General features: G+C 69.1%; 28 protein-coding genes and 2 pseudogenes. 12 read left to right on the top strand and 18 right to left on the bottom strand.

All coding sequences use genetic code 11. The features are described from left to right. Nucleotides 1-14: 14 nt before the first annotated feature. Nucleotides 15-815, bottom strand: a complete 801-nt coding sequence (locus tag ACZ5CW_RS31690) for a crotonase/enoyl-CoA hydratase family protein (protein ID WP_468607424.1) — start codon at nt 813-815, stop codon at nt 15-17. Nucleotides 816-917: 102 nt separating this feature from the next. Between ACZ5CW_RS31690 and ACZ5CW_RS31685 the strand changes: the two genes are divergently transcribed. Continuing rightward, entirely contained in the window at nt 918-1,445 is a 528-nt protein-coding gene (locus ACZ5CW_RS31685; RefSeq protein ID WP_468607422.1) for a winged helix-turn-helix transcriptional regulator, read from the top strand. A gap of 194 nt (nt 1,446-1,639) precedes the next feature. Next, nucleotides 1,640-2,323, top strand: a complete 684-nt coding sequence (locus ACZ5CW_RS31680) for a Ku protein (protein ID WP_468607420.1) — start codon at nt 1,640-1,642, stop codon at nt 2,321-2,323. 15 nt (nt 2,324-2,338) lie between these two features. Here ACZ5CW_RS31680 and ACZ5CW_RS31675 read toward each other — a convergent pair whose 3' ends face one another. Together ACZ5CW_RS31675 and ACZ5CW_RS31670 are read right to left on the bottom strand one after the other, a co-directional pair. Further along, a complete protein-coding gene (locus tag ACZ5CW_RS31675; protein WP_468607418.1) occupies nt 2,339-3,028 on the bottom strand; it encodes an NADPH-dependent F420 reductase in 690 nt (229 codons plus the stop codon). A 48-nt stretch (nt 3,029-3,076) separates the two neighbouring features. Next, nucleotides 3,077-3,889 (bottom strand): inositol monophosphatase family protein, encoded by an 813-nt coding sequence (locus ACZ5CW_RS31670; protein WP_468607416.1) that lies wholly within the window; start codon nt 3,887-3,889, stop codon nt 3,077-3,079. A 116-nt stretch (nt 3,890-4,005) separates the two neighbouring features. Between ACZ5CW_RS31670 and ACZ5CW_RS31665 the strand changes: the two genes are divergently transcribed. Then, nucleotides 4,006-4,950 (top strand): LysR family transcriptional regulator, encoded by a 945-nt coding sequence (locus ACZ5CW_RS31665; protein WP_468607414.1) that lies wholly within the window; start codon nt 4,006-4,008, stop codon nt 4,948-4,950. A 213-nt stretch (nt 4,951-5,163) separates the two neighbouring features. Here the strand turns inward: ACZ5CW_RS31665 and ACZ5CW_RS31660 are convergent, their stop codons facing one another. Beyond that, entirely contained in the window at nt 5,164-5,265 is a 102-nt protein-coding gene (locus ACZ5CW_RS31660) for a DUF6233 domain-containing protein (RefSeq protein WP_468607412.1), read from the bottom strand. Between the two features lie 76 nt (nt 5,266-5,341). Further along, nucleotides 5,342-5,515 (bottom strand): hypothetical protein, encoded by a 174-nt coding sequence (locus ACZ5CW_RS31655; RefSeq protein ID WP_468607410.1) that lies wholly within the window; start codon nt 5,513-5,515, stop codon nt 5,342-5,344. A 30-nt stretch (nt 5,516-5,545) separates the two neighbouring features. Between ACZ5CW_RS31655 and ACZ5CW_RS31650 the strand changes: the two genes are divergently transcribed. Continuing rightward, nucleotides 5,546-5,764 (top strand): LexA family protein, encoded by a 219-nt coding sequence (locus tag ACZ5CW_RS31650; protein ID WP_468607525.1) that lies wholly within the window; start codon nt 5,546-5,548, stop codon nt 5,762-5,764. Nucleotides 5,765-5,933: 169 nt separating this feature from the next. On the opposite strand, the gene ACZ5CW_RS31645 is transcribed toward ACZ5CW_RS31650, so the two are convergent. Then, nucleotides 5,934-7,004 carry a zinc-dependent alcohol dehydrogenase family protein gene (locus ACZ5CW_RS31645; protein ID WP_468607408.1) on the bottom strand — a complete coding sequence of 357 codons (1,071 nt, stop codon included), beginning with the start codon at nt 7,002-7,004 and terminating at the stop codon, nt 5,934-5,936. 337 nt (nt 7,005-7,341) lie between these two features. On the opposite strand from ACZ5CW_RS31645, the gene ACZ5CW_RS31640 reads away from it, so the two are divergent. Next, nucleotides 7,342-7,764, top strand: coding sequence for a CBS domain-containing protein (locus ACZ5CW_RS31640; RefSeq protein WP_468607406.1), 423 nt, complete (start codon nt 7,342-7,344; stop codon nt 7,762-7,764). Nucleotides 7,765-7,883: 119 nt separating this feature from the next. Here ACZ5CW_RS31640 and ACZ5CW_RS31635 read toward each other — a convergent pair whose 3' ends face one another. Next, complete coding sequence (locus tag ACZ5CW_RS31635; protein WP_468607404.1) at nt 7,884-8,261, bottom strand: hypothetical protein; 378 nt, start codon at nt 8,259-8,261, stop codon at nt 7,884-7,886. On the opposite strand from ACZ5CW_RS31635, the gene ACZ5CW_RS31630 reads away from it, so the two are divergent. The 4 genes and pseudogenes from ACZ5CW_RS31630 (at nt 8,155) to ACZ5CW_RS31615 (ending at nt 9,272) form a co-directional block, all read left to right on the top strand. Next, nucleotides 8,155-8,589, top strand: a complete 435-nt coding sequence (locus ACZ5CW_RS31630; protein ID WP_468607523.1) for an NUDIX domain-containing protein — start codon at nt 8,155-8,157, stop codon at nt 8,587-8,589. The genes ACZ5CW_RS31635 and ACZ5CW_RS31630 overlap by 107 nt on opposite strands. Before the next feature lie 77 nt (nt 8,590-8,666). Continuing rightward, entirely contained in the window at nt 8,667-8,990 is a 324-nt protein-coding gene (locus ACZ5CW_RS31625) for a hypothetical protein (protein ID WP_468607402.1), read from the top strand. 45 nt (nt 8,991-9,035) lie between these two features. Beyond that, nucleotides 9,036-9,086: pseudogene (locus ACZ5CW_RS31620) on the top strand (hypothetical protein); the annotation flags it as partial. 39 nt (nt 9,087-9,125) lie between these two features. Next, on the top strand, nt 9,126-9,272 hold the full coding sequence (locus ACZ5CW_RS31615) for a hypothetical protein (protein WP_468607401.1): 147 nt from the start codon (nt 9,126-9,128) through the stop codon (nt 9,270-9,272). Nucleotides 9,273-9,372: 100 nt separating this feature from the next. Here ACZ5CW_RS31615 and ACZ5CW_RS31610 read toward each other — a convergent pair whose 3' ends face one another. Further along, entirely contained in the window at nt 9,373-9,852 is a 480-nt protein-coding gene (locus ACZ5CW_RS31610) for a MarR family transcriptional regulator (protein WP_468607399.1), read from the bottom strand. Between the two features lie 102 nt (nt 9,853-9,954). Here ACZ5CW_RS31610 and ACZ5CW_RS31605 point away from each other — a divergent pair, with 102 nt between their 5' ends. Next, nucleotides 9,955-10,338, top strand: coding sequence for a hypothetical protein (locus ACZ5CW_RS31605; RefSeq protein ID WP_468607397.1), 384 nt, complete (start codon nt 9,955-9,957; stop codon nt 10,336-10,338). A gap of 945 nt (nt 10,339-11,283) precedes the next feature. Continuing rightward, nucleotides 11,284-11,694: pseudogene (locus ACZ5CW_RS31600) on the top strand (transposase family protein); the annotation flags it as partial. Here ACZ5CW_RS31600 and ACZ5CW_RS31595 read toward each other — a convergent pair. The 10 genes from ACZ5CW_RS31595 to ACZ5CW_RS31550 form a co-directional block, all read right to left on the bottom strand. Further along, nucleotides 11,691-12,296, bottom strand: coding sequence for a dihydrofolate reductase family protein (locus ACZ5CW_RS31595; protein ID WP_468607395.1), 606 nt, complete (start codon nt 12,294-12,296; stop codon nt 11,691-11,693). The pseudogene ACZ5CW_RS31600 and the gene ACZ5CW_RS31595 sit on opposite strands and share 4 nt — an antisense overlap. Before the next feature lie 398 nt (nt 12,297-12,694). Continuing rightward, on the bottom strand, nt 12,695-14,281 hold the full coding sequence (locus tag ACZ5CW_RS31590) for a sigma-70 family RNA polymerase sigma factor (RefSeq protein ID WP_468607393.1): 1,587 nt from the start codon (nt 14,279-14,281) through the stop codon (nt 12,695-12,697). An 80-nt stretch (nt 14,282-14,361) separates the two neighbouring features. After that, on the bottom strand, nt 14,362-15,447 hold the full coding sequence (locus tag ACZ5CW_RS31585; RefSeq protein ID WP_468607391.1) for a hypothetical protein: 1,086 nt from the start codon (nt 15,445-15,447) through the stop codon (nt 14,362-14,364). Nucleotides 15,448-15,641: 194 nt separating this feature from the next. Then, on the bottom strand, nt 15,642-15,920 hold the full coding sequence (locus ACZ5CW_RS31580; protein ID WP_468607389.1) for a hypothetical protein: 279 nt from the start codon (nt 15,918-15,920) through the stop codon (nt 15,642-15,644). Between the two features lie 180 nt (nt 15,921-16,100). After that, nucleotides 16,101-17,105 (bottom strand): sugar phosphate isomerase/epimerase family protein, encoded by a 1,005-nt coding sequence (locus ACZ5CW_RS31575; protein ID WP_468607387.1) that lies wholly within the window; start codon nt 17,103-17,105, stop codon nt 16,101-16,103. Further along, the gene (locus tag ACZ5CW_RS31570) at nt 17,102-18,373 is read right to left on the bottom strand and encodes a Gfo/Idh/MocA family protein (protein WP_468607385.1); all 1,272 of its coding nucleotides are present in this window, start codon (nt 18,371-18,373) and stop codon (nt 17,102-17,104) included. The genes ACZ5CW_RS31575 and ACZ5CW_RS31570 overlap by 4 nt, the downstream gene beginning before the upstream one ends. An 88-nt stretch (nt 18,374-18,461) precedes the next feature. After that, complete coding sequence (locus ACZ5CW_RS31565; RefSeq protein ID WP_468607383.1) at nt 18,462-19,508, bottom strand: substrate-binding domain-containing protein; 1,047 nt, start codon at nt 19,506-19,508, stop codon at nt 18,462-18,464. 23 nt (nt 19,509-19,531) lie between these two features. Continuing rightward, nucleotides 19,532-20,542, bottom strand: coding sequence for an ABC transporter permease (locus ACZ5CW_RS31560; RefSeq protein WP_468607381.1), 1,011 nt, complete (start codon nt 20,540-20,542; stop codon nt 19,532-19,534). Next, a complete protein-coding gene (locus ACZ5CW_RS31555; protein WP_468607379.1) occupies nt 20,539-22,098 on the bottom strand; it encodes a sugar ABC transporter ATP-binding protein in 1,560 nt (519 codons plus the stop codon). The genes ACZ5CW_RS31560 and ACZ5CW_RS31555 overlap by 4 nt, the downstream gene beginning before the upstream one ends. Nucleotides 22,099-22,339: 241 nt before the next feature. Next, nucleotides 22,340-23,515 carry an ROK family transcriptional regulator gene (locus tag ACZ5CW_RS31550; protein ID WP_468607521.1) on the bottom strand — a complete coding sequence of 392 codons (1,176 nt, stop codon included), beginning with the start codon at nt 23,513-23,515 and terminating at the stop codon, nt 22,340-22,342. 381 nt (nt 23,516-23,896) lie between these two features. Here ACZ5CW_RS31550 and ACZ5CW_RS31545 point away from each other — a divergent pair, with 381 nt between their 5' ends. Continuing rightward, nucleotides 23,897-25,177: a hypothetical protein gene (locus ACZ5CW_RS31545; protein ID WP_468607377.1), complete on the top strand. Its 1,281-nt coding sequence runs from the start codon at nt 23,897-23,899 to the stop codon at nt 25,175-25,177. The last annotated feature ends 269 nt before the right edge of the window (nt 25,178-25,446 follow it).

Raw genomic sequence — 25,446 nt, 5'->3', positions numbered from 1 at the left:
GCGGGGTGGGGTGGTCAGCGGCCGGTGAAGACGGCGTCGCGGCGCTCGATGAAGGACTGGATTCCCTCGGCGCCGTCGGCGGTGGAGAACAGTCGTGCGATGTCCGGGCGCAGGCGCTCGATCGCGGCGCTCTCGCCGTGCTCGTGGGCCAGGTGGGCGGAGGCGAAGACGGTGCGCACCCCCAGGGGTGCGGACTTTTCGGCGATGAGGGTGGCGATCTCGGTGGCGCGGGCGATGGCGGCAGACCCGTCGGCGGCGAGTTCCTGCACCAGGCCGATGCGGTGTGCTTCTGCGGCGTCGAACTCCTCGCCGGTCAGGATCCAGCGCATGGCGTTGCCCCACCCGGCCTGCTGGGGGAAGCGGAAGGTGGCTCCGCCGAAGGGGTAGATGCCGCGGCGGATCTCGTACTGGGCGAAGCGGGTGTCCTGGGCGGCCACGCGGATGTCGGCGGCCAGGAGCAGTTCGATGCCGAGCGTCATCACCCAGCCCTGCGCGGCCGCGACGACGGGCTTCGACCACGGTCCGTCCAGACGCCACGGGTCGCGCCCGCCCTCGGGGGCGTCGACCTTGCCCGAAGCCAGCTCGGCGCCGACATCGAGCATGTCCAGGCCGCCGGTGAAGTGGTCGCCGTGGGCGAACAGGACCCCGCACCACAGGTCACCGTCGGATTCCAGCAGACCGTAGGCGGCCGACAGCTCGCTGATCATCTGCTTGGTGAAGGCGTTGCGCTTGGCGGGCCGGTTCAGGCCCATCAGCAGCACGTGGCCGTCCCGTTCGACGGTGACCGCCGGTGTGTTCGCAGGCGTAGAACTCATCACTCCTCCTCGTAAGTTGCATGATGAGACTTGCTGGACGCTAGTCGGGCCGGGTCGCCGAGGGCAAGTGAATCTCATGATGAAACTGATAAGGTCGCTGATATGAGACGGACCTCATTCGACAGCTGGCCCTGCTCGATCGCCCGCACCGTGGACATCCTGGGCGACGGCTGGACGCTGCTGGTCCTGCGCGAGATCTTCTACGGTGAGTCGCGTTTCGACGGCTTCATCGACTCGCTCGGCATCGCACGCAACACCCTCACCGACCGGCTCCGGCGCCTGGAGAACGCGGGCTTGTTGCAGCGCCGCCCCTACCAGAGCGAGCCGGTCCGTCATGAGTACCTGCCGACGGACAAGGGCCGGGACTTTTTCGGCGTGCTCGCCGCGATCAACGCCTGGGGCGACCGGTGGCTGGCCGATGACGACGGCATCCCCGTGGTCATGCACCACACCGCCTGCGGCCACGACACTCAGGCCAAGGTCGTCTGCTCCTCCTGTGGTGAACCACTGCACCACCAAGACGTCACGGTGCGGACCGGACCCGGCTACCCGGCAAGGCTCCTCGACAGCCCCGACGTGCAAGCGCGCTTCGCCACGGACAGGCACCCCGAACAAGTCGCCAACACCTGAACCGTGTTCAGCGCCTGCTGCCGGGCTCGTTCGGGTGCCTGCGTCGTTGGCCTGGCGCGCGCGGGATGCCGACGGTGCGAGCGTGGAGTCAAAGGAGGCAGCGCCGGTCGTCGCGCCGGGTGGACGGGATGGGGTAGGAGCATGGCGCGGGCGATCTGGACTGGTGTGATCACGTCGGGCTCGTCACGGTGCCTGTGAGCCCGTACACCGCGACTGAGGACCACACCGTCCACTTCCACCAACTGCAGCGCGGCACCTCCGACCGGCTCCGCAACCGGCGGGTGAACGAACGCACTGGCGACGAGGTCGACTCCAGTGACATCGTCAAGGGCTTCGAGGTCGGCGAGGGCGAGTACGTCGTGGTCGAGCCCGACGAGCTGGACGAGGTCGCACCCGGCCGCTCGCAGAGCCTCGAGATCTCTGACTTCGTCGACCTGGACGCCATCGAACTGGTGCCGGGTATCCCTGGAGGGTCCTCTTCTCCTGCATCGGCCCTCGACGAGGGGCGGCCCAGCACCGTCGGCGGGAACATCGAGACCTCGACCTACCGGTCCATCACCAGCCGTGGACTCCCGCCCGCCTCCAGGGTCACCAGCGTCATCATCGACCCCGGCGAGTTCTGGATGCGCGACGACGACGGTGCTCTTCACTTCCTGCCCCGCACCGACGACTCCGGCTATGGCATCGGCTACAGCGGCGGAGGCCCTTACACGCTCTGCCAGATGATCGAGCAACTCGTCGAGTCCGACGGCGCCCTGGCCGCGCCGCCCCGGCTACGGCCCAAACCGAACGAAGCCCTCGCCGCCTGGGCCCGAGACGAGATCATCAGCCACCAAGACGCATACACCCTTCAAGACCTCCGCGCCTTGATCCGCTGACGCCCTGCACACGCCTCACGCGCTGCACGCCGATCCAGCCACGACGTCTTCCCTGAACGACCGGCGGGCGAGGGAGACGGCGAAGGGCTTGAAGCCGTGTCGGCGCAGGAGGTGGGGAACTACGAGGATCATGGCCTCGGTGGCGCGGGCTGTGGTGATGCCGCCGAGGTCCTCGATCCATGCGGGCTGCCAGCCCAGGTCGCCGAGCAGGCCGGTGACGGTGTTCTTCGCGTTCTGGTCGTCGCCCGAGAGATAGGCGGTCGGTGGGACGGCCAGGGTTTCGGGAGCGGTCATGACCATGAACAGCATGGTGTTGAGGGTCTTTACCACATGGGTGTCGGGGAGTGCGCCCTGGAGCTTCTCGGCGAGGCTGCTGCCGGGATAGCACAGGTCGCCGGGCAGGCCGTCATCGGCGTCGCGGGTGGCGTTGGAGACATCGACGAGGAGCTTTCCGGAGAGCTCGGTGCGCAGGCCGACCAGGCGGTCCAGGGAGGTGTCGCCGGGCGTCGCGTTGATCACGATGTCCGCGGTGCGGGCGGTGGTGCGCTGGTCGGCGAAGGCGATCTGCGGGGCGATGCCGGCGACGAGGGTTGCGGTGTCTTCCGGGTTCCGGACACCGAGGGTGACACGGTGTCCGGCCGCGGAGAGCTTGCCGGCGAGGTTGGTGCCGACGCGGCCGGCGCCCAGGATGCCGATGCTGGTCATGAGGTGGTGCTCCTTGCGGTATCGGGTGGGTAGAGCGGAGGTGCCCGGTCAGGCGATGGTCGACAGGACCTTGAGGGCGGCGGTGTGGAGGCCGGGGGCGGCGGCCAGGAAGTCGGGGCTGCCCGTGTTCCAGGCTTCGCCCGCCAGGTCCGTGACGGTGCCTCCGGCCTCGGAGACCAGCAGGGCGCCGGCGACCAGGCCGGAGCGGACGTCGGAGAACTGCCAGAAGGCGTCCATGCGTCCGGCGGCGACGTGGATGAGCTGCATCGTGGCGGGAACGGACACGCGCACGACCAGGCCGTTGATGAGCATGGCCGTGACGGAGTCGCCGATCCGCCGGAAGGTGTGCTCGTCCTCGCCAGGCTTGGCCTGGCCGGTGCCGATGAGCGCGGCGCCCAGATCGGTCTTGGCGGACACCTTCAGGGGCCAGTCGTTGAGACGGGCTCCGCCGCCGACGACGGCGGTGTAGGTGTCGCCGGTCAGCGGCAGGTGGACGACGGTGAGCACCGGCTGGTTGTCGCGGACCAGGGTGGCGGTGACGGCCCAGTCCTCCATGCCGTGGACGTGGTTGATGTTGCCCTCGGCGGGGTCGACGACCCACCACTCCCCGGGCGGGAGCGCGCCGCCGGCCAGCTCGTCCTCGGCCCACTGTGATCCGGGCCGGGCCCGCAGCAGCGGCTCCCGCAGCATGTCCAGCACCGCGTCGTCGTTGGCGTGGATCTCAGCGACGACCTCGTCCAGGCTCACGCCCCGGGCGTGCGGGGTGTGGCGGTCGCGCAGCGTGTGGCCTGCGGTCTTCACCGCGGCGGTCACCTCGGGCAGGAGCGTCGTGTCGGCGGCGAAAGGCATGGCTGTGCTCATGGTGGGCTCCTGGGTTCGATGTGTGCGGGCTGCATGTGTCTTGCGCCCGCACTTCGAAGGTAGGCCTCTCCATCATTAACAACAAGTGCATGCTATTCACTTATAGAGTTACTGCCATGCAATTGGATCTGAACCTGCTCACGGCCCTGGACGCACTGCTGGAAGAGGGCAGCGTCGCCGGCGCCGCAGCGCGCCTCCACGTCACCGCACCGGCAATGAGCCGCTCCCTGGGCCGCATCCGCAAGGCCACCGGGGACCAAATCCTCGTCCGCACCGGCCGCACGATGGTCCCCACCACCCGCGCGCTCGCCATGCACGCCCAGGTCCACGCCCTCGTGCAGCAGGCCCACCAACTCCTGTCCGCGCAGCAAGAACTCGACCTGGCAGCTCTGGACCGGGTGTTCACCGTGCGCTGGCACGACGCCCTGACCGCCGCCTGCGGCACCGCCCTGATCACCGCCGTCCACCATGAGGCCCCCGGCGTCCGACTGCGCCTGTCGGCCGAACCCGGGACGGACGACGCCGAGCTGCGCCGGGGTGAGGTCGACCTCGAATCGAGCTCCAGAGCTCCGACGCTCCCCGACATCCGCCACCGCCTCGTCGGCAGCGACCGGCTGGTCGTCGCCGTCCGACCAGGCCACCCCCTCACCGAAGGCCCGCTGAACATCGAGCGCTACGCAGCCGCCGAACACCTCACCGTTTCGCGACGCGGAAGCCTGCGCGACCCGATCGACGACGCCCTGACCACCCGCGGCCTCGAACGACGCGTCGTCGCCGCCGGGCCTACCGCCGCCTTCGCACTGCAACTCGCCCTTGACACCGACCTGGTCGTCACCCTCCCCGACGCGGTCACCCGCACGGCTCGGGAACAACTCGGCCTGGCCACACTGCCGCCGCCACTCCCGCTGCCCGACGTCGCCCTGTACCTGCTGTGGCACCAGCGCTACGACGACGACCGCGCCCACACCTGGCTGCGAGACCTGGCCACCGAAACCGTCCAGGCACTATTCACACCACCGACCGCCTCTCAACAGCCCTACACCAACCGGACCGGGCAGTGACGGATACACCCGGGGACAGGCCTGCGGCAGCTGACTCCCGTTCTCGTGAACAGGGCCTAGCTGTGGGTCTCCGCGTTCGGGTGGGGCTGGGCCTGAAGGCGTTCGCGGATCTCCTCAGCCGTGAGCTCCCCACAGGGATGCCTTCCACGCCGACCACCTGGTACCGCGCCCAGAGCAAGGTGCGAGGCTGCCATGCCGCCGGCCGCGCAGCGCCTAGCCGAGGAGGCCCAGGGCGGTGTCGGGCCGGCAGTGCACACACGGCGCGACCGGTCCGCGCAGTGCGTCGAGGGCTGCTGGCGTGTGGCGGGGCGGCATCGGCCGCTCTTCTTCGCCGCTCAGCAGTCGCCGGTGCGGACGGCATCGGTGTTGGCCTTGTTGAGGCCGTGCTGGATCAGCCAGTCAGGGCGCGGCGGGCGCCGGCGCCCTGCCGCCGCTCGGCCTGGCGCCGCTCCTCGTCAGCGATCCACCGGTCGATGAGAGCCGGCCGCCGGGAGGCGTCCTGCTCGACGACACGGCGGGCGAAGCGCAGCGCATCCAGACGCGAGAGCGGCTGCGCACCACTCATTTCCTCGCTCCTGCCATGTCTCCGCTTGCCATGCACCGCGTGGACCACCTCACCGACACCCAGGAGCGCATCCTGCGCTTCATTCGCCAGCACATCGCCGATCACGGCGAAGCGCCGACGACGCGGCAGATCGGGGCGGCTGTCGGGATGCGCAGCCGGGCCTCCGTCCACTACCAGCTCGGTGAGCTGCAGGCGAAAAGCGCGATCCTGCGTGAGCCGGGACAGCTGCGAGGGATCCGCCTCGCATGACCGAGCCCAGCCCCGGCCGTTTCCACCTGCTGCTTGCGACCGGCCTCCCCCGAACACTGGTACAGGTGCTCGCCTGGTTGAATGACCGGGACATCATCGGGCTTGACCAGGTTCACCGGCGGCCTTGGACGCGGCGGCCGTACCGCCGACGCACCGGCAGGGCCTCTTCCTACCCGTTGTCCTCGTCCCTGCCGTCTTCGAAGACGAAGAGCGGCTTGGTGCCGTGCGCGGGTGCCTCGGCGAGTGCGACGGCCTCGGGAAAGTGTTCGAGCGCGAACGGCCGACCCTGGGGGATGCTCAGGACCCCGTCGGCGACGAGACCGCGCACCTGGGACAGCGCGCGCAGCGCGTCCTCGGGTGAGGCGGTGCCGAACCAGCGGTTCAGCCAGAAGCCCCGGACCGTTTTGGTCTCGTAGATGACCGAGCGTGCCTGGAGCGGGATCGTCAGCGCCGCCGGGTCGGTCTGCCGGTGGGTGGAGAGCGCGCCGTAGACCACGAGTTCCCCGCCCGGAGCCAGTGCCTGGGACACCTGGGCGCCCACCGGGCCCGCGACACAGTCGACGGCCTTCCGCACGCCGCCCGGTCCCGCCGTCTCGGCGACGCGTTGCAGCAGGTCCTCGTCCTCGGTGCAGATGACCTCGTCCGCACCGAGCGCTTCGATCTCCTCGACGGCGGCCCGTCGCCGCACGACGTTGATCGTGCGGATACCCAGATGCCTGGACAGCTGGATGACGAGCCGGCCGACGGTGGAGCCCGCGGCCGTCTGCAGCAGCCATTCGCCCGGCCGTACGTCGAGTTCGCGCGTGACCAGGAGCAGAGCGGTCAATGGGTTGACGGCGAGCTGGCAGGCGCTGGAGTCGCTCAGGTCGTCGGGGACCGGCAGGAGCCTTTGCGTGTCGGCGACGAGGTACTCCTGCCAGGTGCCGGCCACGGGGGGCCCGGGTACCGCCGGGACCGCGGCGACCACCACGCGCTCGCCGACCGTCGGTGCCTCGGTGTTCGGCCCCAGGGCCACGACACGGCCCACGCACTCCATGGCCCCCCCGACAGTGGGGAACCCGGGGGAGAAACCGTAGCGGCCGCGCAGCACGTGCAGATCACTGGCGTGAATTGGAGTCGCCTTCACGCGGATCAGCGCCTGACCGGCTTTCGGTGTGGGAACAGGCCGGGATTCCAGCTGCAGGACGTCAGTGGGCTCGCCGGCCTTCACGGCCACGAGCGCGCGCATGGATCGAGGCATGAGTGGCCCTTCGTCTCTCAGCACCCGAGAAGTTCGACGCGATGCCGACGCCGGCATCCTCATCGATCCCGGGTTGTCATCAGTGTCACCCTCTGCAGGCCTTCACCCACTCACTCAGGATGGTCGTGTAAGCACGGCTGGTTCGTGCGGCCTGCCAAGGCCCGTGATCAGGACCGCTCGCCGTAGCGCACCACTCTGAGTCCAGATGAGTCCGTCACTTCACGCTACGTCCAGACTCGGAAAGAGGGCGGTCGGCGACTACGACACGACGTGTGTCGGGTACTCGATCGGCGCGGCGCTATGAGCGTCGATACGGCACCTGAATAGGAGAGGCGTCATGGCTCAGCATGTGCGTGACATCATGACCAGCCAGCTTGTATCGGTGGAGCCGCAGGCCTCGGTGACGGCGGTGGCCCAGAAGATGCGGGACGAGGACATCGGAGTCGTGCTGGTGACTGAGGGGGATGAGTTGCGCGGCCTGGTCAGCGACCGCGACCTGGTGGTGCGTGCGCTTGCGGAAGGCGGCGACCCGGAACAGATCAGCATCGCTTCCGCCTGCAGCGACGATCTCGTCACCGTGACTCCCGACGAGGATCTCGACCAAGCGGTGCTGCTCATGCGAGAGCATTCCGTCCGTCGCCTGCCGGTCGTCGACGACGCGCACCACGTCGTAGGCATGGTCTCCCTCGGCGACATGGCGATCGAACGCGACGCGGAATCGGCTCTCGGGGATATCAGTGCGGCGAAGCCCAACCGGTAAGAGGTGTGCCGGTTGCCGCGGCGGCGGGTGATCAGGCGGGCGGCCGACCGGTTGAGATCGGTCAGTTGCGACTGCCGGATTGCCGTCAGCCTGTGGTCAAGGCCGGTCGCCCCTCCCCTTCAGCAGTGAGGGGACGCCTGGATGGTCAGGTCCTCGGTGGCCCGTGCCTGATTCAGGGGTTCTGGCGCATGTAGGTAACAGCGCAGCCGGACCTCGGGCTGCCCGGGGACCTCATCGAGGAGGCCCTCGACGCCGGAGTCCACGTCGGCACCGAAAAACCCGTCTGCCTGGACATCGTTCGCACCCGCAAGCTCGCCGCCCGGGCCCGGGACGCCGGGCTGCTGCTGGAGGTCGGCGCGATGCGCGCCCACGACCCGGCGCTGCACGCGGCTGCTGACCGCGCTCGTCCTGGCCGCCCCCGGCACCACCGCCACCGCCTGCAGCATCGATCCGGCCGGAAGTTCCGTCCAACTGGAGGACGGGGAAGACCACACCACGGCGACACTCCGCGAGCTGAGCGAAGAACTCGGTATCGACGAGAAGGCGGTCGAACCGGGGACGCAGCTCGCGGAGCGCAGCAAGGACCACCTCGTCGGCGGCCGTGAGGTCCGCCAGGTGGAGAAGTACTTCCTCACCCGAGTCTCCGCAACCGACGTCGCCCCGACCCGGGCATCGCAGCCCGACAACATCCGCGAACGCCGCTGGTGGACCCTCGCCGAACTGCGCGCCACGGCCGAGACCATCTACCCGCTCGGTCTCGCCGACCTGCTCACCGCCGTCCTCGCGCACGGTGCACCGATGCGCCCCGTCGTCCTGGCCGGATGAGCCTTCCCGCACCGCGCGGGACAGCAGACTGCGGGCATGGCTCAGCACCGCCCGCCCTCCTCACCCTTCGATGCCGTATGCCGCCGTACTCTGCGACGTCGACGGCGGCCGCAGCCTTCGCGCCGGCCCGCATCCACGCCGCCCTCACCGGAGAGATCACCGACGAACAGTGGAGGTCGGCCGTGGCGGCCGACCTCGCCAACAGCTGCGGCTCGAAGGAGCGGGCCTGCGCCGCCGTAGCCGCCTGGAGCGAACTCCTCCCGCTCGTCGACCTGGAACTTGTGGACCTGCTCACCCGCGTCCGCGACGTCGCCTCCGTGGCCCTGGTTTCCCACGGAACCACACGACTGGAGCAGGACCTCGCCCGCAGGGATGAGACAGCCTTGCACACACTGTGGTGAACACCGCCCGCATCGGCGTCGCGAAACCCGACCCCCGCCTACCGCATCGCTGCCGAACGCGTCAGGGCCCCGGCTGAGCGCTGCCTGTTCATTGACGACACCGAAACCAACGTCACCGCAGCCCGCGATGCAGGAATGGCCGCCCTCCACTACCGCGACCTCGACGAACTACGCATGACGCTCGCGCCGCTGCTCAACCAGTTGCCCGCGTACGGCTTTCTGCCCGCTGCGCCGGGCCGGGCCAGCGGCCTCGGCCAAGCGGCTCACCGTCCGAGCAGCTGATGTAACAGGTGCCGCAGTCGGCCCCCGCACTGGATATCCGCTGCCGTGGGCGGCGGTGCCTCGATGGCCCGCCATGGCGTTCTTGTGGGCAGGGCACGGCTCAGCCCGGTTCCTCGCTGCTGACCGCGGCTTCGTATGCGAGCAGTGTGTCGACGAAGATCTGCCGCTGTTCCGGTGTCAGGGGGGCCAGTGCCTTGCGCCATGCGGCCGCGCCCGGGGCGAGCCAGGAGGCGATCGCAGGTTGTTGGTCGGCCGCAATGCCGATGATCCGCCGGCGCCGGTCCGCCTCGTCCTCGCGCCGCTCCAGGATTCCTTGCCGGCTCAGGTCGCCGACCAGCAGGCTCACCGTCGTTGGGGCGATCTGGAGTCGAGCAGCCAGCTCGTTCACGGTCATCGGCCCGTCAAACAGCAGGTAGGAGAGCAGTGAGAGGTGACGCGGCGCCAGCGAGAAGGACTGCAGCGCCTCGGGCACGGGGATCTTCTTGACCCGGCCCACCATCCGGGGCATGAGCAGCAGCAGGGCCCTGACGGTGTCATCGACTCCGTTCTCTTCCGCATCGTGCGCCCTGGGTGTTGACATCACTCACCCCTCCCCGTTTACCTTTGTCTTCAAAGGTATTTTGCTTTGCCTGCAAAGTGAGTCGTACTCATGGTACCTACCAGCGCGAACGGAGATTCCGCCATGCCGCACGTCAGCGTGCACATCCGCGAAGAAGCCCTCGACGGGACGGTCGAACCGAAGCTGATCAGCGCCTTAACCGACGCGGTCGGCACCGTCTACGGCGAGGAGTTCCGCCGCCTGGTCGGGGTGGACCTGATCGGCATCCCGCAGCACCGCCGGGGCATCGGCGGCGTCCCCGCCGAGATCGACACCCCGCTCGTCACCCTCAGCATGCGCGAGGCCGCCTATCACCTTCCAGAGATCCCGGACGCTCCCGCCCGCCTGGTCGCCACCACCACCGACGCGCTGGTCGGCGTCCTCGGCGAGGACATCCGTAAGCAGGTCATCGTGACGATCGTCGGCGTCCCGGACGGTCGCACCGGAGTTGCCGGCACGGTGGCCTGACGCACATGTGTGGGCCGGGACCGCCAGTGCCGGCCCGCACACCACACAACCCTCGACAACCCGGCGAACCTACGCGGTCACAGCAGCAGACGACGTCGATGGGGTCCGGGTGATCTATTACGTAACCGCGCTGCGGACCCTCACCATCGTCGCCTACGTGGAGGCGTAGGCGCCTCCTGAGCATCAGGCTCTGCGGTGTCCCGGACCTGCCGTGCCGCAGTCCCTGATGCTCGTCCGCTACCGGTGCAACGTGGTGCTGTTTCGGTGGTCGGACACACGTGCTGTGAGTCCCAGGCAGCGCTCCCTTGAGGCACGCCGCGCGGTGTCTGAGGTGTGCCGGCGGAGGCGAGAAAGCACAGCGAACCGACTCGGGAGTCGAGTCGCTTAGCTCATAGCCAACAGCTCAGCTGCCTACTGCGTGGACTGGCCGGAGCCGGAAGCCGCTGCCGGAGGCTTCGAGGCGGAACCTCTGGTCGTTGGGCAGAAGTGCTGGACGGTGATTTCACGGTCGGTGCGCCCGTTGCGTTCGCGGCCCTCGGTGAGACACAGGGAAGGGGCGGATGCGGGGTGGATGCGGGTCCAGCCGGCCGTCGGCATCCGCGCGGGAACGCGCGTGGGGCTGTGGCTGGGGCGGGGGCTGGTTGTCTTGTCTTCTTCGGCCGGCGAAGGGATGGGAGAGGCTGTGGGTTTGGCGTTGGCTGTGCGGCGTTTGGTGGGAGAGGGAGTGGGCTGGTCTGACTGTGTGCTGGGCGGGGCGGGGTGCTTTGGGGCGCGCTGCCGACGTCGTTGCCGGAGCCGTCGTCGGAGGGCCAGAGCGCCAGCGTCTGCCGCTCTCGCCCCTGGGCTGTTTCGGCGACTCCACGATCGTGCGTGCCCACCAGCACGCGGCCGGGGCCCGTAAAAAGGGGCCCCGCCCGAGCCGGCAGACCATGCCTTCGGCCGGTCCGCGGTGGGCTGACGACAAAGATCCACCTCGCAGCTGATGGCCGCTGTCGGCCCCTGGCCTTCCACCTCACCGCCGGGCAGGCCGCTGACGCGCCCGCCTTCCGCGAGGTGATGAGACGCCTGCGTGTTCCGTGCCGACGCGGACGGCCCCGCACCAGGCCGGACGCCGTCCCGGCCGACAAGGCCTATTCGCCAGCACCTGCGCAAGCGCGGCATCCGGGCGGCAGAAGGCCGGCTTTTGACCGCGAGACCTACAAGCAGCGCAACACCGTCGAGCGGTGCATCAACCGCTTCAAGCAGTGGCGAGGCATCGCCACCCGCTACGAGAAGACCGCGGCCATCTACCTGGCCGGACTCCACGTGCGGGCATCTTCCTGTGGTCTGCCCGGTGATCCAAACCAAGCCGTCTAATAGCTGTCATAGCTGGGCTTACCGTTCGGCCGGTAGACGCCGACGATGGTGCCGCCCTTCGTCGTCGAGACGCTGATCGGCTCCAGCGCAGTGGGGATCGCTCCGTCGGCGAACAGCCGCTTGCCGGTGCCGATGATCACCGGATGGATGGTCAGCCGGTACTCGTCGACGAGGCCGTGCCGCATGAGGGTCTGGGCGAGGTCGCCACTGCCCACGACGTTGATGTTGCCGCCGTCGGACGCTTTCAGCTTGCGTACGGCATCGACGATGTCGCCCTCCAGCAGTGTGGAGTTCTGCCACTTGACGGATGTCAGGGTCCGAGACGCCACGTACTTGTGCATGCTGTTCATCCGATGGGTGAACGGGTTGTCGGGATCGGCGGTCGGCCAATACGACGCGAAGATCTCATACGTCTTGCGGCCGAGCAGCATCGCGTCGGAGGACTCGTACCAACCGGCGATGGCCGTGCCGACCTCGTCGTCGGCCACCGGCTTCTGCCAGCCGCCGTGCTCGAAGCCGCTCTGAGCGTCCTCGTCCGGACCGCCCGGCGCCTGCATGACGCCGTCCAGCGTCAGGAACGTGCAAACGATGATCTTGCGCATGGTGCGCTCCCTTCGTCGACGGGTAGACCACACAGCAGCCGGAAACTCATCGGCGGAGCTTCCGTGGCGCAGCACCAGGGCCGTCGTCTGGATCAGCCCGGCTGTGAAGTGCGGTACCTCTTGGCCGACCCGAGAAGGCTCTGGTCCGCAGATGTGCGCACCAGACCCCGCGCCGCCGGGATGAGCCAAACGACAGGCGCTAACCGTGCGGTGCCGCCGTGAGGGCGTTCGCAGAGTGATCGGTGCGCGCCACGCGGTCACCGGGACCCGGCGTCCGTGCGGCACCCTGGCCGAGGGCGGGGTGGAGATGGGCCTCGGGAGCCTGCCTCTGTTCGACATGTCCTGATCGACTACGAACTCGAGGGCTGAGCGCGCCGTCTGGATGCCCGGTGCGAGATTCAGAGGCCGAGCTGCCCGTCGAAGGTAAAGATCAAAGACTCCGTGCCGTAGTAGTTCAGGGTGATGCCGATCGTCGGAGAGTGCGATTGGCCCGCCAGATTCCACTCGTTGAGGCCGAGACGCCGACCGTTGTCGCCGAGCGGGCTGAAGGCGATGTCGCCGTTCTGCGGCAGGTAGTACTCCCACCACTGGCCGGGCGTGGCCTCGCCGCATTCGAGCTGTCTCACGACCGCGCCGTCAGGGCGCTGTTCGGGATAGGTCAGGCAGAGCTTGCTCGCCTGGTTGCGCAGCTGCAAGTGACCGTCGGTGTTGCGGACCAGTTCCCACAACTCGTTCGCGGCACCGGTGCAGGCGGCTTCGCGAGGCTCGGCGCCGGAGCCGCCCCTCGTCTCCATGCAAAGGCCTGTGGACTTGATGCGCAGCCGAGTCGTCGCGGCAGCCTCGGGAAGCTGCGGTGCCGGCGTCGGAGAAGCGGTCGGTGTCGCCGAAGGAGTCGGAGAGTCGGAAGGGGACGGCGACGTGGTCCCGTCCGGGCGACTCGGAGTGGGTGTCGGGCTCGGCGACAGGGAAGGAGCGGTGCTCAGAGGCATCGGCGCGAGACTGGAGGCGACGGGGGGCGGCGTCGAGTCGGCGTCGTCTCCTGAGTCGGAGAGGAACAGGAAACCGCCGAGCGCCGCCACGGCCACGGCTCCGGCTGCCGCACTGGTGCCCAGGGGGTTCCACGTGAACTTCGAAGGGGGAAGTTCGAGGTGCCCGGAGGCCCCCGTCACCGCCTCCGCATGCGCCAGCCGAGCGGCGAGGTATGCGGGGGCCGCCCACAGAAGCAGCGCGGCGGGTAGCACCAGCCGCATGCGCTCGTTGACGTCGGTCAGCTCCGTCATGGCGCGGCGGCAGTCGGCGCAGCGGTCGAGGTGCCGGACCAGGTCCTTGTTGAGGCGTCGGCCGGGGCGGCGTACGGAGGCCGCGAGGAGACGGCTGAAATGCCGGCACTCCGGATCGTCCGAGGAGTCCGTGGCCGTGATGTGTGCCGCGAGATACGCCTCGCGCAGCCCCTCGCGGGCGCGGGCGGCCAGAGAGCCCACACCGCTGGGGCCTATGCCGAGGAGGGCGGCGACCTGCTCGGCCGGTTCCCCCTCGACGACGGTGTGCCACAGCACCGCCTGCCAGCGTTCCGGCAGAGAGCGGAAGCCGCGCAGCAGCAGGGCACCGTCCTCCTGGCGAAGGACGCGGTCCTCGCCGCTCTCCACGGTGGGATGGGACTCCAGCCAGCGCTCGAAGTCGGGCGAGAGATCGGTGCGGCGCGCGGTGGTCGCCCAGTCGGTGGCGGTACGGCGGACCACGGACAGCAGATACGGGCGCCACGCGGACTCGGGGCCGCGGCCGCCCCGTACCGCCTGGAGTGTGCGGGTGAAGGCCTCGGATGTCAGGTCCTCGGCGGTATGTGCGTCCCGGCAGCAGGTCCGCGCGTAGCCGAGGACGGCCGGGCGGTGCCGGCGGAACAACTCTTCCAGGGCATCGTCCGCGGCTGCGCTGTGCTGTTCCGACACTCGGATGGCGCGGGTCAGTTCTGCGTCGGATACGGGCATGGGGGTGTCCCTGGGGAGGTGTGAGTGCTGGTGCGGGAGACAGTGTTGCTCCTGCTGGGAGCTTTGTGAAGTCTTGATACTCAAATAGGCAGAGATCTCATGACTTTGATGGATCTGGTGTGATTGCCATCTTGGGTCAAGGCTTCGTGTACCCCTACCGCCAGGGACACCCCCACGGTCACCGTGGCGAGGCACAGGATCAGCGGCCTGCCGGCGTACGAACCGTCGCGGGAGGTGCTCGGCCCCCTGCGCGATGCCCCAGGGGCTGCCGCCCTCCAGAGGAGTTCCGGCTGCTGGGCCTCCACCATGGACCGCAGCGCGTGATACGCCGGTCCAGGCCACCAGCCGAGCAGCAACGGCGGTAGCTGAGTGCGCAGTTGACTGTCGAGGTCGGAGAGATCCTCGTACGCCTCGGCGCAGCTTGGGCACTCCGCGAGGTGGCCTGCCAGGAGGTCGTCGGAATGGCGACTCTGCGGGGCCCGGTCCGGAGATCCGTCCTCGACGGAGGCCGCAAGCCGAGGGGCGTGCGACGCGCACTCGGCTGATGCGGCGGTGGCTCGCCGGTGGAGTGTCAGATAGGCCGTGCGCAGACGGGCCCGGGCCTGGTGCGTGACAGGGCCGAACTCATCGCGTCTGATGCCCAGGCAGACGATCGTCATGGTGCGGCCCTCGCCTTCGATGATGCTGTGCCACAGTGCGGTCTGGTCGCGCTGGGGCAGCAGGTAGAACGCCGCGGCCACCCGGTGGCGACCGCTGACCGGCCAGTTGCCGCCTGTCACGGCCCAATGGCGAAAGCCCGGGCTGAACGGGCCGCTGGGCTCGTGCGCCCACGCTCGTACCGCCAGGCCCCGGGCAGTGGCCAGCAGATGCAGCCGCCAGGGAACAGTGGGGAACACGCCGCCGGCAGCCGCTTCGAAAGAGTTCGAGAAGGTGCGATGGGCGAGATCGTCCGCAAGGGTGGAGTCCTCGACGCAGGTGTTGAGGTAGGCGACGACCGCGCTCGAATGACGGCGCGCGAGGGTCTCGAAGACGTGTGCGCGGCCACTGCGGAGCAGTCCGGCGACCTCCGCGTCGCTTGCCTGCGTCGGCCGGGACCGGCAGCGCTCCAGTGCGAGTCGGGCCGACTGCAGGATCAGATCGTGGAACACAACCCGCGGGCGTGGCATGGCGCGGCTCCCTTACGTGACAGGTGGCGAGCGAGGGCGGCACGGACAAGGTGGGTGGCAGTGCTCGCCGACGGTCAGGGGGGCTTGACCGTGGACAGGGGGGCGCACCGCCACCCACCGGCTCGTGTCGCTCTTCACTTGGGCAGGAACGCGAACGGTCCGGCACATCCCGCGACTTTGCCGACGCTTTACCTTCAGGTGATTCGGGCCTGCATCGTGAAGTCGTAGTTCTTCATGATGGGGCCGAAGAAGAAGGCCTTCCTGGTGACCTCCACGACAGCCGTGCCGGGAAGAGTACGCGCCTGCCGGACGATGGTGACCTGGGCTCCAGGGGCAGCCGGGATGACCCTGGCGGCTGGGGACGCGCCAGCGGGGAGAGAGATGGTGCAGGACTGGGCTGACAGGTCGAAGCCGCCCATCACCAGTAGATTCTCGGGGCGTGTGTCGATGTCCCCCTGCATCGCGGCCGGCACGGGGAAGTACTGAGTGCTGCAGTCGCTCCCGCTGGGGAGCGGTCGCGGCCCAGCCCCGCCCAGCCGGTCCCGGGCCACCGGCGATGCCGGTCTGCCCACGACTACGGCCAGGAAGCTCCGACGCGTCAAACCCACCGTGCTTTCCATGTCGTGCCCTCCGCAGTCGCGTCGCGGAGTGGCTCAGTGAGACGTTCCGAAGACCGCGTCGAAGGAGGCCGACGGCGGGCTGAAGTCGTACGCCTTGAGCTTGGCCAGGGCCTCGGGGGCGCCCTGGAGGCGGTCCATGCCGGCGTCCTCCCACTCGACGGAGACGGGGCCTTCGTAGCTGATGAAACGGAGCATGCGGAAGACGTCCTCCCAGCGAACGTCGCCGTGGCCGACCGAGACGAAATCCCAGCCACGTCGGGGGTCGCCCCAGGGCAGGTGGGAGCCGAGGCGGCCGCTGCGTCCGTCGAGGCGCTTGCGGGCGTCCTTGCAGTCGACGTGGTAGATGCGGTCGCGGAAGTCGTAGAGGAAGCCCGCCGGGTCGATGTCCTGCCAGACGAAGTGGGAGGGATCGAAGTTCAGGCCGAAGGCCGGGCGGTGGTCGACCGCCTCCAGGGCGCGCTGGGTGGTCCAGTAGTCGTAGGCGATCTCGCTGGGGTGCACCTCGTGGGCGAAGCGGACGCCCTCCGCGTCGAAGACGTCGAGAATGGGGTTCCAGCGGTCGGCGAAGTCCTGGTAGCCGCGCTCGATGGTGGCTTCGGTGGCAGGCGGGAACATGGCGACCAGGTGCCAGATGGCGGAGCCGGTGAAGCCGGCGACGGTGTTCACGCCGAAGGCCGCGGCGGCGCGGGCCGTGTCCATCATCCTCAGGGCAGCCCGCTGCCGTACGCCCTCGGGGTCGCCGTCACCCCAGACCTCGGGCGGGAGAATGGCCTCGTGACGCTCGTCGATGATCGTGTCGCAGACGGCCTGGCCGACGAGGTGGTTGGAGACGGCCCAGCACTTCAGGCCGTACTTCTCGAGGAGTTGACGGCGGGAGTCCAGATAGGCGGGTTCGGCGAGTGCTTTGTCCACCTGGAAGTGGTCTCCCCAGCAGGCGAGTTCCAGGCCGTCGAAACCTGCGTCGCGGGCGATGCGGCAGACTTCCTCCAGGGGCAGGTCGGCCCACTGGCCGGTGAAGAGGGTGAATCGGTGGGTCATGACGCACGTCCTTTTTCGTGGTCGGAAGGGGAGACGAGGGTGTAGACGCTGTCCTTGGACACGCTCTCCTCGACGGCGGCGAGCACCCGCTGCACCTGGAGACCGTCGGCGAAGGACGGGGAGGGCCGGGAGCCGTCGGCGATGGCCTGGACGATGTCGCGGGCCTGGTGGACGAACGTGTGCTCGTAGCCGAGTCCGTGACCGGGCGGCCACCAGCCGGCGAGGTAGGGGTGCTCGGCTTCGGTCACCAGAATGCGGCGGAAGCCCGCCTCGGCGGCGGGCGCGGTGGCGTCGTAGAAGTGCAGTTCGTTGAGCCGCTCGAAGTCGAAGCAGAGGGAGCCGTGCTCGCCGTTGACCTCGAACCGCAGCGCATTTTTGCGCCCGTGGGCGAAACGGGTGGCCTCGAAGGACGCGAGTGTGCCGGATGAGAGGCGACCGGTGAACAGGGCGGCGTCGTCGACGGTGACCCGGCCGCGGTCACCACTTGCCGAAGTGGCGAGCGCAGCCGAGGCGCCGGCCATGACGGGGCGCTCGCTGACGAAGGTCTTGGTGACCGCGCTGACACCGAGGAGCGGCTCACCTGCCAGGAACTGGGCGAGGTCGACAAGGTGCGACCCGAGATCGCCCAGGGCGCCGGACCCGGCTGTCTCCCGGCGCAGACGCCAGGTGAGCGGGAACTCGGGGTCGACCAGCCAGTCCTGGAGATAGGTCAGACGGATGTGCCGGAGCGCGCCGAGCCGGCCGGCCCCGATCAGGGCCTGTGCCAGCGAAATGGCGGGCGTGCGGCGGTAGCTGAAGCCGACCATCGCGATCCGTCCTGGGTTGCGCTCCGCGGCGGCGACCATGGCCTCGGCCTCCTCGACCGTGTTGGCCAGCGGCTTCTCGCACAGCACGTGCTTGCCGGCGTCGAGTGCGGCGACGGCGATCTCCGCATGACTCTCGCCGGGGGTGCAGATGTCGACGAGGTCGATGTCGTCGCGTGCGATCAGCCTCCGCCAGTCGGTCTCGGCGGACTCCCAGCCCAAGCGGTGCGCGGCCGTCCGCGCCGCCTGTCCGTTCCGGCCGCACACCGCGGTGAGGTGAGGCTCCAGTGGCAGGTCGAAAGCGCGGCTCGCGGTGCGCCAGCCCTGGGAGTGGACGGCACCCATGAATGAGTAGCCGACGATGCCGATGCCGAGGCGAGGCTTGTGGGCGACGGTGGATCGTCTGTCGGCGGATCGCCCGGGCACGAGTTCTTGTTCCGGGGGTTCCCTGTACGCGGGCTTCATGTGCGAGTTCTCCTTGACGCGGCCAGGGGCGGGCGCGGCGCGCCCGCCCCTGTTCTCGGCGATGGCGGGGGCGAGTCCCCGGTGTGGTCTAGTTGAACCCGGTGGCCATGTACTGGCCGACGTTGGCCTTGTCGACGACGGCCGAGTAGAGGGTGATGGAGGAGGGGATCTCGAACTCCGCCAGGCCGCCGAGCCCCTTGCTCTGGCCGAGCGCCCGTGCCAGGTCGATGGCCGAGGCGGCCATGGTGGGCGGGTAGAGCACGGTTGCCTTCAGGACACCGCTGTCGGCCTTGATGGACTGGAAGGCGGAGAGCGCGCCCGCGCCGCCGACCATGAAGAACTCGTCCCGCCCGGCCTGCTCGATGGCGCGCAACGCGCCGACGCCCTGGTCGTCGTCGTGGTTCCACAGCGCGTCGAACTTCTTGTTGGCCTGGAGCAGCGCCGCCATCTTGGACTGGCCGGACTCGACGGTGAACTCGGCGGCCTGACGGGCGACCTTCTTGATGTTCGGGTAGTTCTTCAGCGCGTCGTCGAAGCCCTGGGTGCGCTGCTTGGTCAGCTCCAGGGTGTCCATGCCCGCGAGTTCGACCACCCGCGCGTTCGGCTTGCCCTTGAGCTTCTCGCCGATGTAGTGCCCGGCGTTGAGGCCCATGCCGTAGTTGTCGCCGCCGATCCAGCAGCGGTACGCCTGCGCGGAGTTGAAGACCCGGTCCAGGTTGATGACCGGGATGCCGGCGCGCATCGCCTTCAGGCCGACCTGGGTGAGGGCCTTGCCGTCGGCGGGCAGGATCACCAGGACGTCGACCTTCTTGTTGATGAGGGTCTCGATCTGGCCGATCTGGGCGGCCGTGTCGTTGGAGCCCTCGGTGATCTCGAGGGTGACGTCCTTGTACTTCTTGGCGCGATCACGGGCATTGACGTTGATGGCGTTGAGCCACCCGTGGTCCGCCTGGGGACCGGCGAAGCCGATGGTGACGTGCTTGCCCGGCTTGTCGTCGGCGACAGCGGCCTGTTCGGCCGCGCCGCCCTTGGAACCGGTGTCGTTGGAGGTGCACGCCGTGAGCAGTGCGCCGGCCGACACGGCGGCGGAACCGAAGAGCAGTCTTCTGCGGAGGGCGTCGACTTGCTGAGCCATGTTCTTTTCTCCTTGCTGGCGCTTTACTCGTGGGCGGTGCGGCGTTGGACGAGGACGGCGGCGACGATGATGGCGCCCTTGGCGATCTGCTGGGTCGCGCTCTGGAGGTTGTTGAGCGCGAAGATGTTGGTGATCGTGGTGAAGATCAGGACGCCGAGGACGGAGCCGGTGACGGTGCCGCGGCCCCCGCTGAGCAGGGTGCCGCCGATGATGGCTGCGGCGATGGCGTCGAGTTCGTAGAGGTTGCCGTTGGTGTTCTGGCCGGAGCCGGAGAGGATGATCAGCAGGAAGGCGGCGATGCCGCAGCACAGTCCGGACAGCAGGTAGAGATAGAGGCGCTGGCGGCGGACGTCGATGCCGGCGAGGCGGGCGGCTTCGGGGTTGCCGCCGATGGCGACGGTGCGTCGGCCGAAGGTGGTGCGGTTGAGGAGCAGCCAGCCGATGACGACGACCACCGCGAAGACGATCACGAGCGGCGGCACCCCGAGTACGTAGGCGTCCTTCTCGCCCAGATCGAGGATCTCGGGGATGGTGACGATCTGGGTGCGCCCGTCGGTGATCTGCAGGGCGAGGCCGCGGGCGGAGGCGAGCATGGCGAGGGTGGCGATGAACGGGACCATCCGGCCGTAGGCGATCAGCACGCCGTTGACCAGGCCGCAGCCCACACCCACGAGGAGCGCGGTGAACAGGACTCCGGAGAAACCGAAGTCCTGGGTGGCGACCGTGGTCGCCCACACCGAGGCCAGCGCCACGATCGCACCGACCGACAGGTCGATGCCACCGCTGATGATCACCAAAGTCATGCCGACCGTGACCACGCCGATCACCGACGCCTGGGTGAGTACGAGCTGGAGGTTGTTCACGGCGAGAAACTCGTCCGGCTTGGTGACGCCGCCGACGAGCACAAGGATCGCCAGGACCCCGAGCAGCGACAGGGTACGGAGATCGAGCCGGAGGCCGAGAGCGGGCGTGCGCGGTGGCGGCGCGGCGGGAGCGGGCTTCTCGGCCGCGGGGGCGGCCGCGGACTGCGTCATGATGCGTGGTTCCCTTCGAGTACGAGATCGAGTACGCGGTGTTCGTCCAGTTCGTCGGCGGGCGCGCGATGGACGACGTGGCCCTCACGGAGCACGAGGACGCGGTCGGCGAGGCCGAGAACCTCGGGGATCTCACTGGAGACCACGAGGACGCCCAGCCCTTCGTCCGCCAGACGCCGGATCACCGCGTACAGCTCGACGCGGGCACCGATGTCGACACCACGCGTGGGTTCGTCCAGGAGCAGGACGCGGCATCCCCTCAGCAGCCAGCGCGCCAGGACGGCCTTCTGCTGGTTGCCGCCGGAGAAGTTCTTGACCTGGGCGTCCGGATTGTCCGGGTGGAGCACCAGGTCGCGGGTGACCTGGTGCGCCGCGGCACGCTCCGAGGCACGGTCGATCCAGCCGAGTCGGGAGAACCGGCCGAGGGTGGAGATGGAGACGTTGCGGGTAACCGACTCCAGCATCAGCAGGGCCTGTGCCTTGCGTTCCTCGGGAGCGAGGCCGATGCCGGCGCGCACCGCGGCACGGACGTTGCCGGGCCGGACCTCTTCTCCGTCCACGAACACCCGGCCGGACGTGGGCCGACGGGCCCCGAAGATGGTCTCCAGGATCTCGGAGCGGCCGGATCCCACCAGGCCGGCGAGGCCGACGACCTCCCCGGGGCGGACTTCAAGGTCGAGCGGCTCGAACTCCCCCTGGCGGCTGAGAGCTTCCACCTTCAGCACGGGCTGCACCTCGGGAGTGACCGGATCGGCCGCACGTGGGGAGTAGGGGAAGACGTGCTCCACGGCGCGGCCCGTCATGAGTGCCACGATGTCGCGGGTGGGTGTGGACCGGGTCGGCAGACCGTCGGCGACGGACCGGCCGTCCTTGAGGACGGTCACGCGGTCGCCGATGGCTCGGATCTCCTCCAGGCGGTGGGAGATGTAGATGATGGCGACGCCTTCGTTCGTCAGGGTGTCCACGGTACGGAAGAGATTGCGCACCTCGTCCGGGTCCAGGGCGGCCGACGGCTCGTCCATGACGATCAGGCGGGCGTCGTGGGACAGGGCACGGGCCATGGAGACGATCTGCTGCTGCGCCGCCGAGAGCTCGGCGACGGGTGCGGCCGGATCGATCTCCGTGTGGCCGAGCCTGTTCAGCAGGGTGGCGGCGCGCTGACGGGCCACCCGGGTGCGTACGACGAATCCGGCGCGTGTCGGTTCGTGACCGAGGCTGATGTTCTCGGCCACCGAGAGGTGCTCGACGAGATCGAGTTCCTGGTAGATCGTCGCGATGCCGAGACGCATGGCGGCGATCGGGGACTTGAGCCGGGTGGGCCGGCCCTGCCAGACGATTTCGCCGCCGTCGGGCTGATGGGCGCCGGCCAGGACCTTGATGAGGGTGGACTTGCCCGCGCCGTTCTGGCCGAGGAGGCAGTGGACCTCGCCCTCGACGACCGTCAGGTCGACGCCGGACAGAGCGCGGACGCCGGGGAAGGACTTGGTGATCCCGGTCATCCTGAGCAGCGGCGCAGGCGAGCCGGCTGTTCGAGTGTCAGGGGGTGATGGCGGCATGGGATGGTTCCTCGGTTCCGTGGCGGTACAAGGTCATGGCGCTGTGTGTCCTGCGCGGTGGGATGCGGGCATGGAGCGGGTGATTCGGTGCGGAGACCGCTCTGGCGGGGGGCGGAGGCGGAGCTGTGCGCCTCCGCCCTTCGCGCTGCGGGCGCCGGGCGAGCACTCGAAGCGCCGGTGAGTGCTGGTTCAGGCGCCCCACCGCCAGCGGGGGTTGAGACGGTGGGGCGGGTCATGGGGATCAGGCCGGGGAGAAGACGCGGTCGGTGATGAGCCGGGCCGCTCCGACCACGCCGGCCTGAGGGCCGAGTTCGCTGAGGACGATGGGGAGGTCGCCGGTGGCCAGGGGCAGAGACCTGCGGTAGACCTGGGTGCGGATGGAGGCCAGCAGACCGTGGCCGAGGCCGGTCACCCCACCGCCGACAACCACCAGCGCGGGGTTGAAGAACGACACCAGTGCGGCGATGACCTGTCCGACGCGGCCACCACCTTCCCGGATGAGATCACCGGCGGCGGTGTCACCAGCGGACGCCGCCGCGGCGACGTCAGCCGCGGTGAGCGTGCCCGTGGCGGCCAGCCGGTCGGCCAGTTGGCCCGGATGCCCGGCCTCCACGAGCGCGTCACGGGCGAGTGCGGCTCCGCTGAAGTGGGCCTCCAGGCAGCCGGTGTTGCCGCAGGGGCAGGGATGGCCGTCCGGATCGACCTGGATGTGGCCGATGTCTCCGGCACTCCCGGTGACGCCGCGGTAGACCTCGCCGTTGACGACGATGCCACACCCGATTCCGGTGCCGATCTTCACGTAGAGGAAGTCCTCGACTCTTCGGGCGACTCCCGCCTGCTGTTCCCCGAGCGCCATCAGGTTCACGTCGTTGTCGACCATGACCGGGCAGTCGAGGTCCTGGCTGAGGGCCTCACGGACGGGGAAGTTGTCCCAGCCCGGCATGAGCGGCGGTGCGACCGGGACGCCCTCGGGGAAGCGCACCGGTCCGGGGATGCCGACCCCGGCCCCGTCGAAGCCTTCGGCGATCCCGGCTGCCCTTAACTTGGCGGCCATGTCGAGCACCTGCTCGAAGACGGCGACCGGACCTCCCCGTACGTCGACCGACTGACTGAGGTGGCCGAGAACCTCCAACTGGGCGTTGATGACGGCGACATCGGCGGACGTGGCGCCGATGTCGATGCCCAGGAAGCGGAGTTCGGGAGCGAGGCGGACGTTGTGGGACCGGCGCCCGCCCCTCGATGCGGCGAGCCCGTCGTTCACGACGAGTCCGGTATGCACGAGCCGGTCCACCTCGACGGCGAGCTTGGAGCGGGACAGGTTCACCAACTCGCCGAGCTGCGCACGGGAGTGGGGTCCTTCGTCGCGCAACAGCCTGAGTATGTGCTCCTGATGTGCGTTCGCGGGCCGTGCCGTCATGCGTCTCACGTCGCCCTCCCGCCGAGTGTTTCCGGTCTTCGGTGTCTCTGGCGGTGGAACCTAGCAAAGGTTTCGATGAGTTGTGAAGCACTTAGGTCAAGATCTTCGGCAACTTCTGATTCTTGAAAGACAAAGTGCCGACCCTTCGTGCCGTGCAAGCGCCGGTGGCTGCCTGTGTGGAGTGAGCCCAGCGCTCGTGGCTCATCCCGCGGTGTTGTCAACTCGTGACAAGGCGGTTCGGGTGGCCCTCCGCGGACGGCCGCGCAATGTGTTTGTAACGGAGTGATAACGCGGCGGGACGGCCGGAAAGCTCCGCGGTCCTTCCAGGTCGACGACTTCTCGTCGGGAGACCGGCGAGCGAACGGAAGGATCTCCCTCACCGTGCGTGTACGTCAGCGCGCCCTGCCTGAAAGCACCTTCAAGAACCCGGACAAGACCAAGGCCGCGCTCCAGGACGTCCACTTCGGCAAGAACAACTCCCTGACCTCGTACTACAACGAGGTCACCGAGGGGGCCGCCGAGTTCGAGCCCGCCGCTGCCGGGGAGGGGGGAGTGGTCGGCCCCGTCGAACTCCCGATCGCCGGCGCCGGCTGCGACAACAGCAAGATCTACAACGAGACGCTGAAGGCACTCGAACAGCGCGGAGCCGGGTGGGGCGACTTCGCGCACCTGTCGATCGTGTTCCCCGATGGCACGGCCCGCTGCGGCTGGGGCGGTCTCGGTTCCGTCGGCGGTGGCATCACCTGGGTCCCGGTGTCGGGCGACGGCGGGGACGCCGGCATGGCGGTCCTGGTCCACGAGTTCGGCCACAACTTCGGCTACCAGCACCAGATGCGGTTCGCCTGCACCGGCACGGACCTCGCGACCTGCAAGGACACCGAGACCACCAGGCACAAGACACCCATGGGCGGTGGCACCGTGGCCGTGGGCCTCAGCGCGTCCGAGCTGATCCGGGCCACGTGGCTGTCGAAGGAGGAAGCGCCCGAGGTCACCAAGTCCCGCACCTACAGGCTGCGCCCGCTCTACGGAAAGGGTGACGGGGTGCGCGCCGGAGATCCCGGTGGGCAAGCATCGCCTGGTCGTGGAGTTGCGCGCTGCGTCCGGCACCCTCGACAAGGGACTTCAGGGGGTGCATGCCTACCGGGTCCCCCAGGGCAACTACGCCGCCTCCCAGTTGGTCGACGTGACTCCGGGGTCGACCACTGGGCCGGCGTGGACGGCAAGACCAAGGACGCGCTGGCGGCCGGTGTGACGCTGACCGACAAGGCTCACAAGGTCGAGATCGAGGTTCTCGACTCCAAGCCCGGCGGCGCGACGGTGGCCGTCAGCCGCGACGGCGTGCCTGGCGTCCGTCGGCGAGCCCTCCCAGGCCCCCGGTGGCAACGACCCCCGCCCCGCGAACGGGTGGCGGCGAGCGCACCGCGTCCCCTCAAGCCGGGCATGGTGTGGCTCTCGCCTCGACCGGCGGCGACAGCGACGGCTGGGCAGGGCTCGCCGCCGGCGGGTCCGCACTCCTCCTGCTGGGTGGTGGCGCCTTGGCCGTGTCGCGCCGCAGGCGAGGAAGGTCGGCGCGGCACGGCTCGCGCTGAGGCACGGCGAGCTGCGAGTCGACCCAGGCTTTTGTCTTATGTTCGGAGAAAGTTCCGCCCAGTTCTGCTCTAAGTCTTCCGTCATCGATGAAAGCGAGCTAGGTTTCCGGCGATTTGCATCGAAAGTATCGCCTCTCCGAGAAGAACCAGGTTCCCCTCACCCCTGATACGGAGGACGACCGTGCATCGCCACCCCCCATCCAGTCGGCACCGCCGAGGCGCGGCCCTGCTCATCGGGCTGCTCCTCGCCGTCGGCACCCCCGCCGTGGGGGGGGGGGGGGGGAGGGGGGGGGGGGGAGAGAAAGAACCAACCCGGTGGGGGTCGCGAGCCCTTTGAGGCCC

Source organism: Streptomyces sp. NPDC031379, from assembly GCF_055569615.1.
The sequence above is the reverse complement of the archived record's forward strand: the minus strand, read 5'-3'. Positions and strand labels throughout refer to the sequence as shown.

Bases quoted from the DNA above. Each gene is read 5' to 3' on its own strand.
- ACZ5CW_RS31645 (WP_468607408.1), bottom strand. From the start codon at position 7,004: ATGCCTCGATCCATGCGCGCGCTCGTGGCCGTGAAGGCCGGCGAGCCC.
- ACZ5CW_RS31655 (WP_468607410.1), bottom strand. From the start codon at position 5,515: ATGAGTGGTGCGCAGCCGCTCTCGCGTCTGGATGCGCTGCGCTTCGCC.
- ACZ5CW_RS31615 (WP_468607401.1), top strand. From the start codon at position 9,126: ATGGCCGCCCTCCACTACCGCGACCTCGACGAACTACGCATGACGCTC.
- ACZ5CW_RS31685 (WP_468607422.1), top strand. From the start codon at position 918: ATGAGACGGACCTCATTCGACAGCTGGCCCTGCTCGATCGCCCGCACC.
- ACZ5CW_RS31650 (WP_468607525.1), top strand. From the start codon at position 5,546: ATGCACCGCGTGGACCACCTCACCGACACCCAGGAGCGCATCCTGCGC.
- ACZ5CW_RS31665 (WP_468607414.1), top strand. From the start codon at position 4,006: ATGCAATTGGATCTGAACCTGCTCACGGCCCTGGACGCACTGCTGGAA.
- ACZ5CW_RS31670 (WP_468607416.1), bottom strand. From the start codon at position 3,889: ATGAGCACAGCCATGCCTTTCGCCGCCGACACGACGCTCCTGCCCGAG.
- ACZ5CW_RS31595 (WP_468607395.1), bottom strand. From the start codon at position 12,296: ATGCGCAAGATCATCGTTTGCACGTTCCTGACGCTGGACGGCGTCATG.
- ACZ5CW_RS31585 (WP_468607391.1), bottom strand. From the start codon at position 15,447: ATGCCACGCCCGCGGGTTGTGTTCCACGATCTGATCCTGCAGTCGGCC.
- ACZ5CW_RS31625 (WP_468607402.1), top strand. From the start codon at position 8,667: ATGCCGCCGTACTCTGCGACGTCGACGGCGGCCGCAGCCTTCGCGCCG.
- ACZ5CW_RS31565 (WP_468607383.1), bottom strand. From the start codon at position 19,508: ATGGCTCAGCAAGTCGACGCCCTCCGCAGAAGACTGCTCTTCGGTTCC.
- ACZ5CW_RS31550 (WP_468607521.1), bottom strand. From the start codon at position 23,515: ATGACGGCACGGCCCGCGAACGCACATCAGGAGCACATACTCAGGCTG.
- ACZ5CW_RS31570 (WP_468607385.1), bottom strand. From the start codon at position 18,373: ATGAAGCCCGCGTACAGGGAACCCCCGGAACAAGAACTCGTGCCCGGG.
- ACZ5CW_RS31575 (WP_468607387.1), bottom strand. From the start codon at position 17,105: ATGACCCACCGATTCACCCTCTTCACCGGCCAGTGGGCCGACCTGCCC.
- ACZ5CW_RS31605 (WP_468607397.1), top strand. From the start codon at position 9,955: ATGCCGCACGTCAGCGTGCACATCCGCGAAGAAGCCCTCGACGGGACG.
- ACZ5CW_RS31590 (WP_468607393.1), bottom strand. From the start codon at position 14,281: ATGCCCGTATCCGACGCAGAACTGACCCGCGCCATCCGAGTGTCGGAA.
- ACZ5CW_RS31660 (WP_468607412.1), bottom strand. From the start codon at position 5,265: ATGCCGCCCCGCCACACGCCAGCAGCCCTCGACGCACTGCGCGGACCG.
- ACZ5CW_RS31555 (WP_468607379.1), bottom strand. From the start codon at position 22,098: ATGCCGCCATCACCCCCTGACACTCGAACAGCCGGCTCGCCTGCGCCG.
- ACZ5CW_RS31610 (WP_468607399.1), bottom strand. From the start codon at position 9,852: ATGTCAACACCCAGGGCGCACGATGCGGAAGAGAACGGAGTCGATGAC.
- ACZ5CW_RS31640 (WP_468607406.1), top strand. From the start codon at position 7,342: ATGGCTCAGCATGTGCGTGACATCATGACCAGCCAGCTTGTATCGGTG.
- ACZ5CW_RS31690 (WP_468607424.1), bottom strand. From the start codon at position 815: ATGAGTTCTACGCCTGCGAACACACCGGCGGTCACCGTCGAACGGGAC.
- ACZ5CW_RS31675 (WP_468607418.1), bottom strand. From the start codon at position 3,028: ATGACCAGCATCGGCATCCTGGGCGCCGGCCGCGTCGGCACCAACCTC.
- ACZ5CW_RS31560 (WP_468607381.1), bottom strand. From the start codon at position 20,542: ATGACGCAGTCCGCGGCCGCCCCCGCGGCCGAGAAGCCCGCTCCCGCC.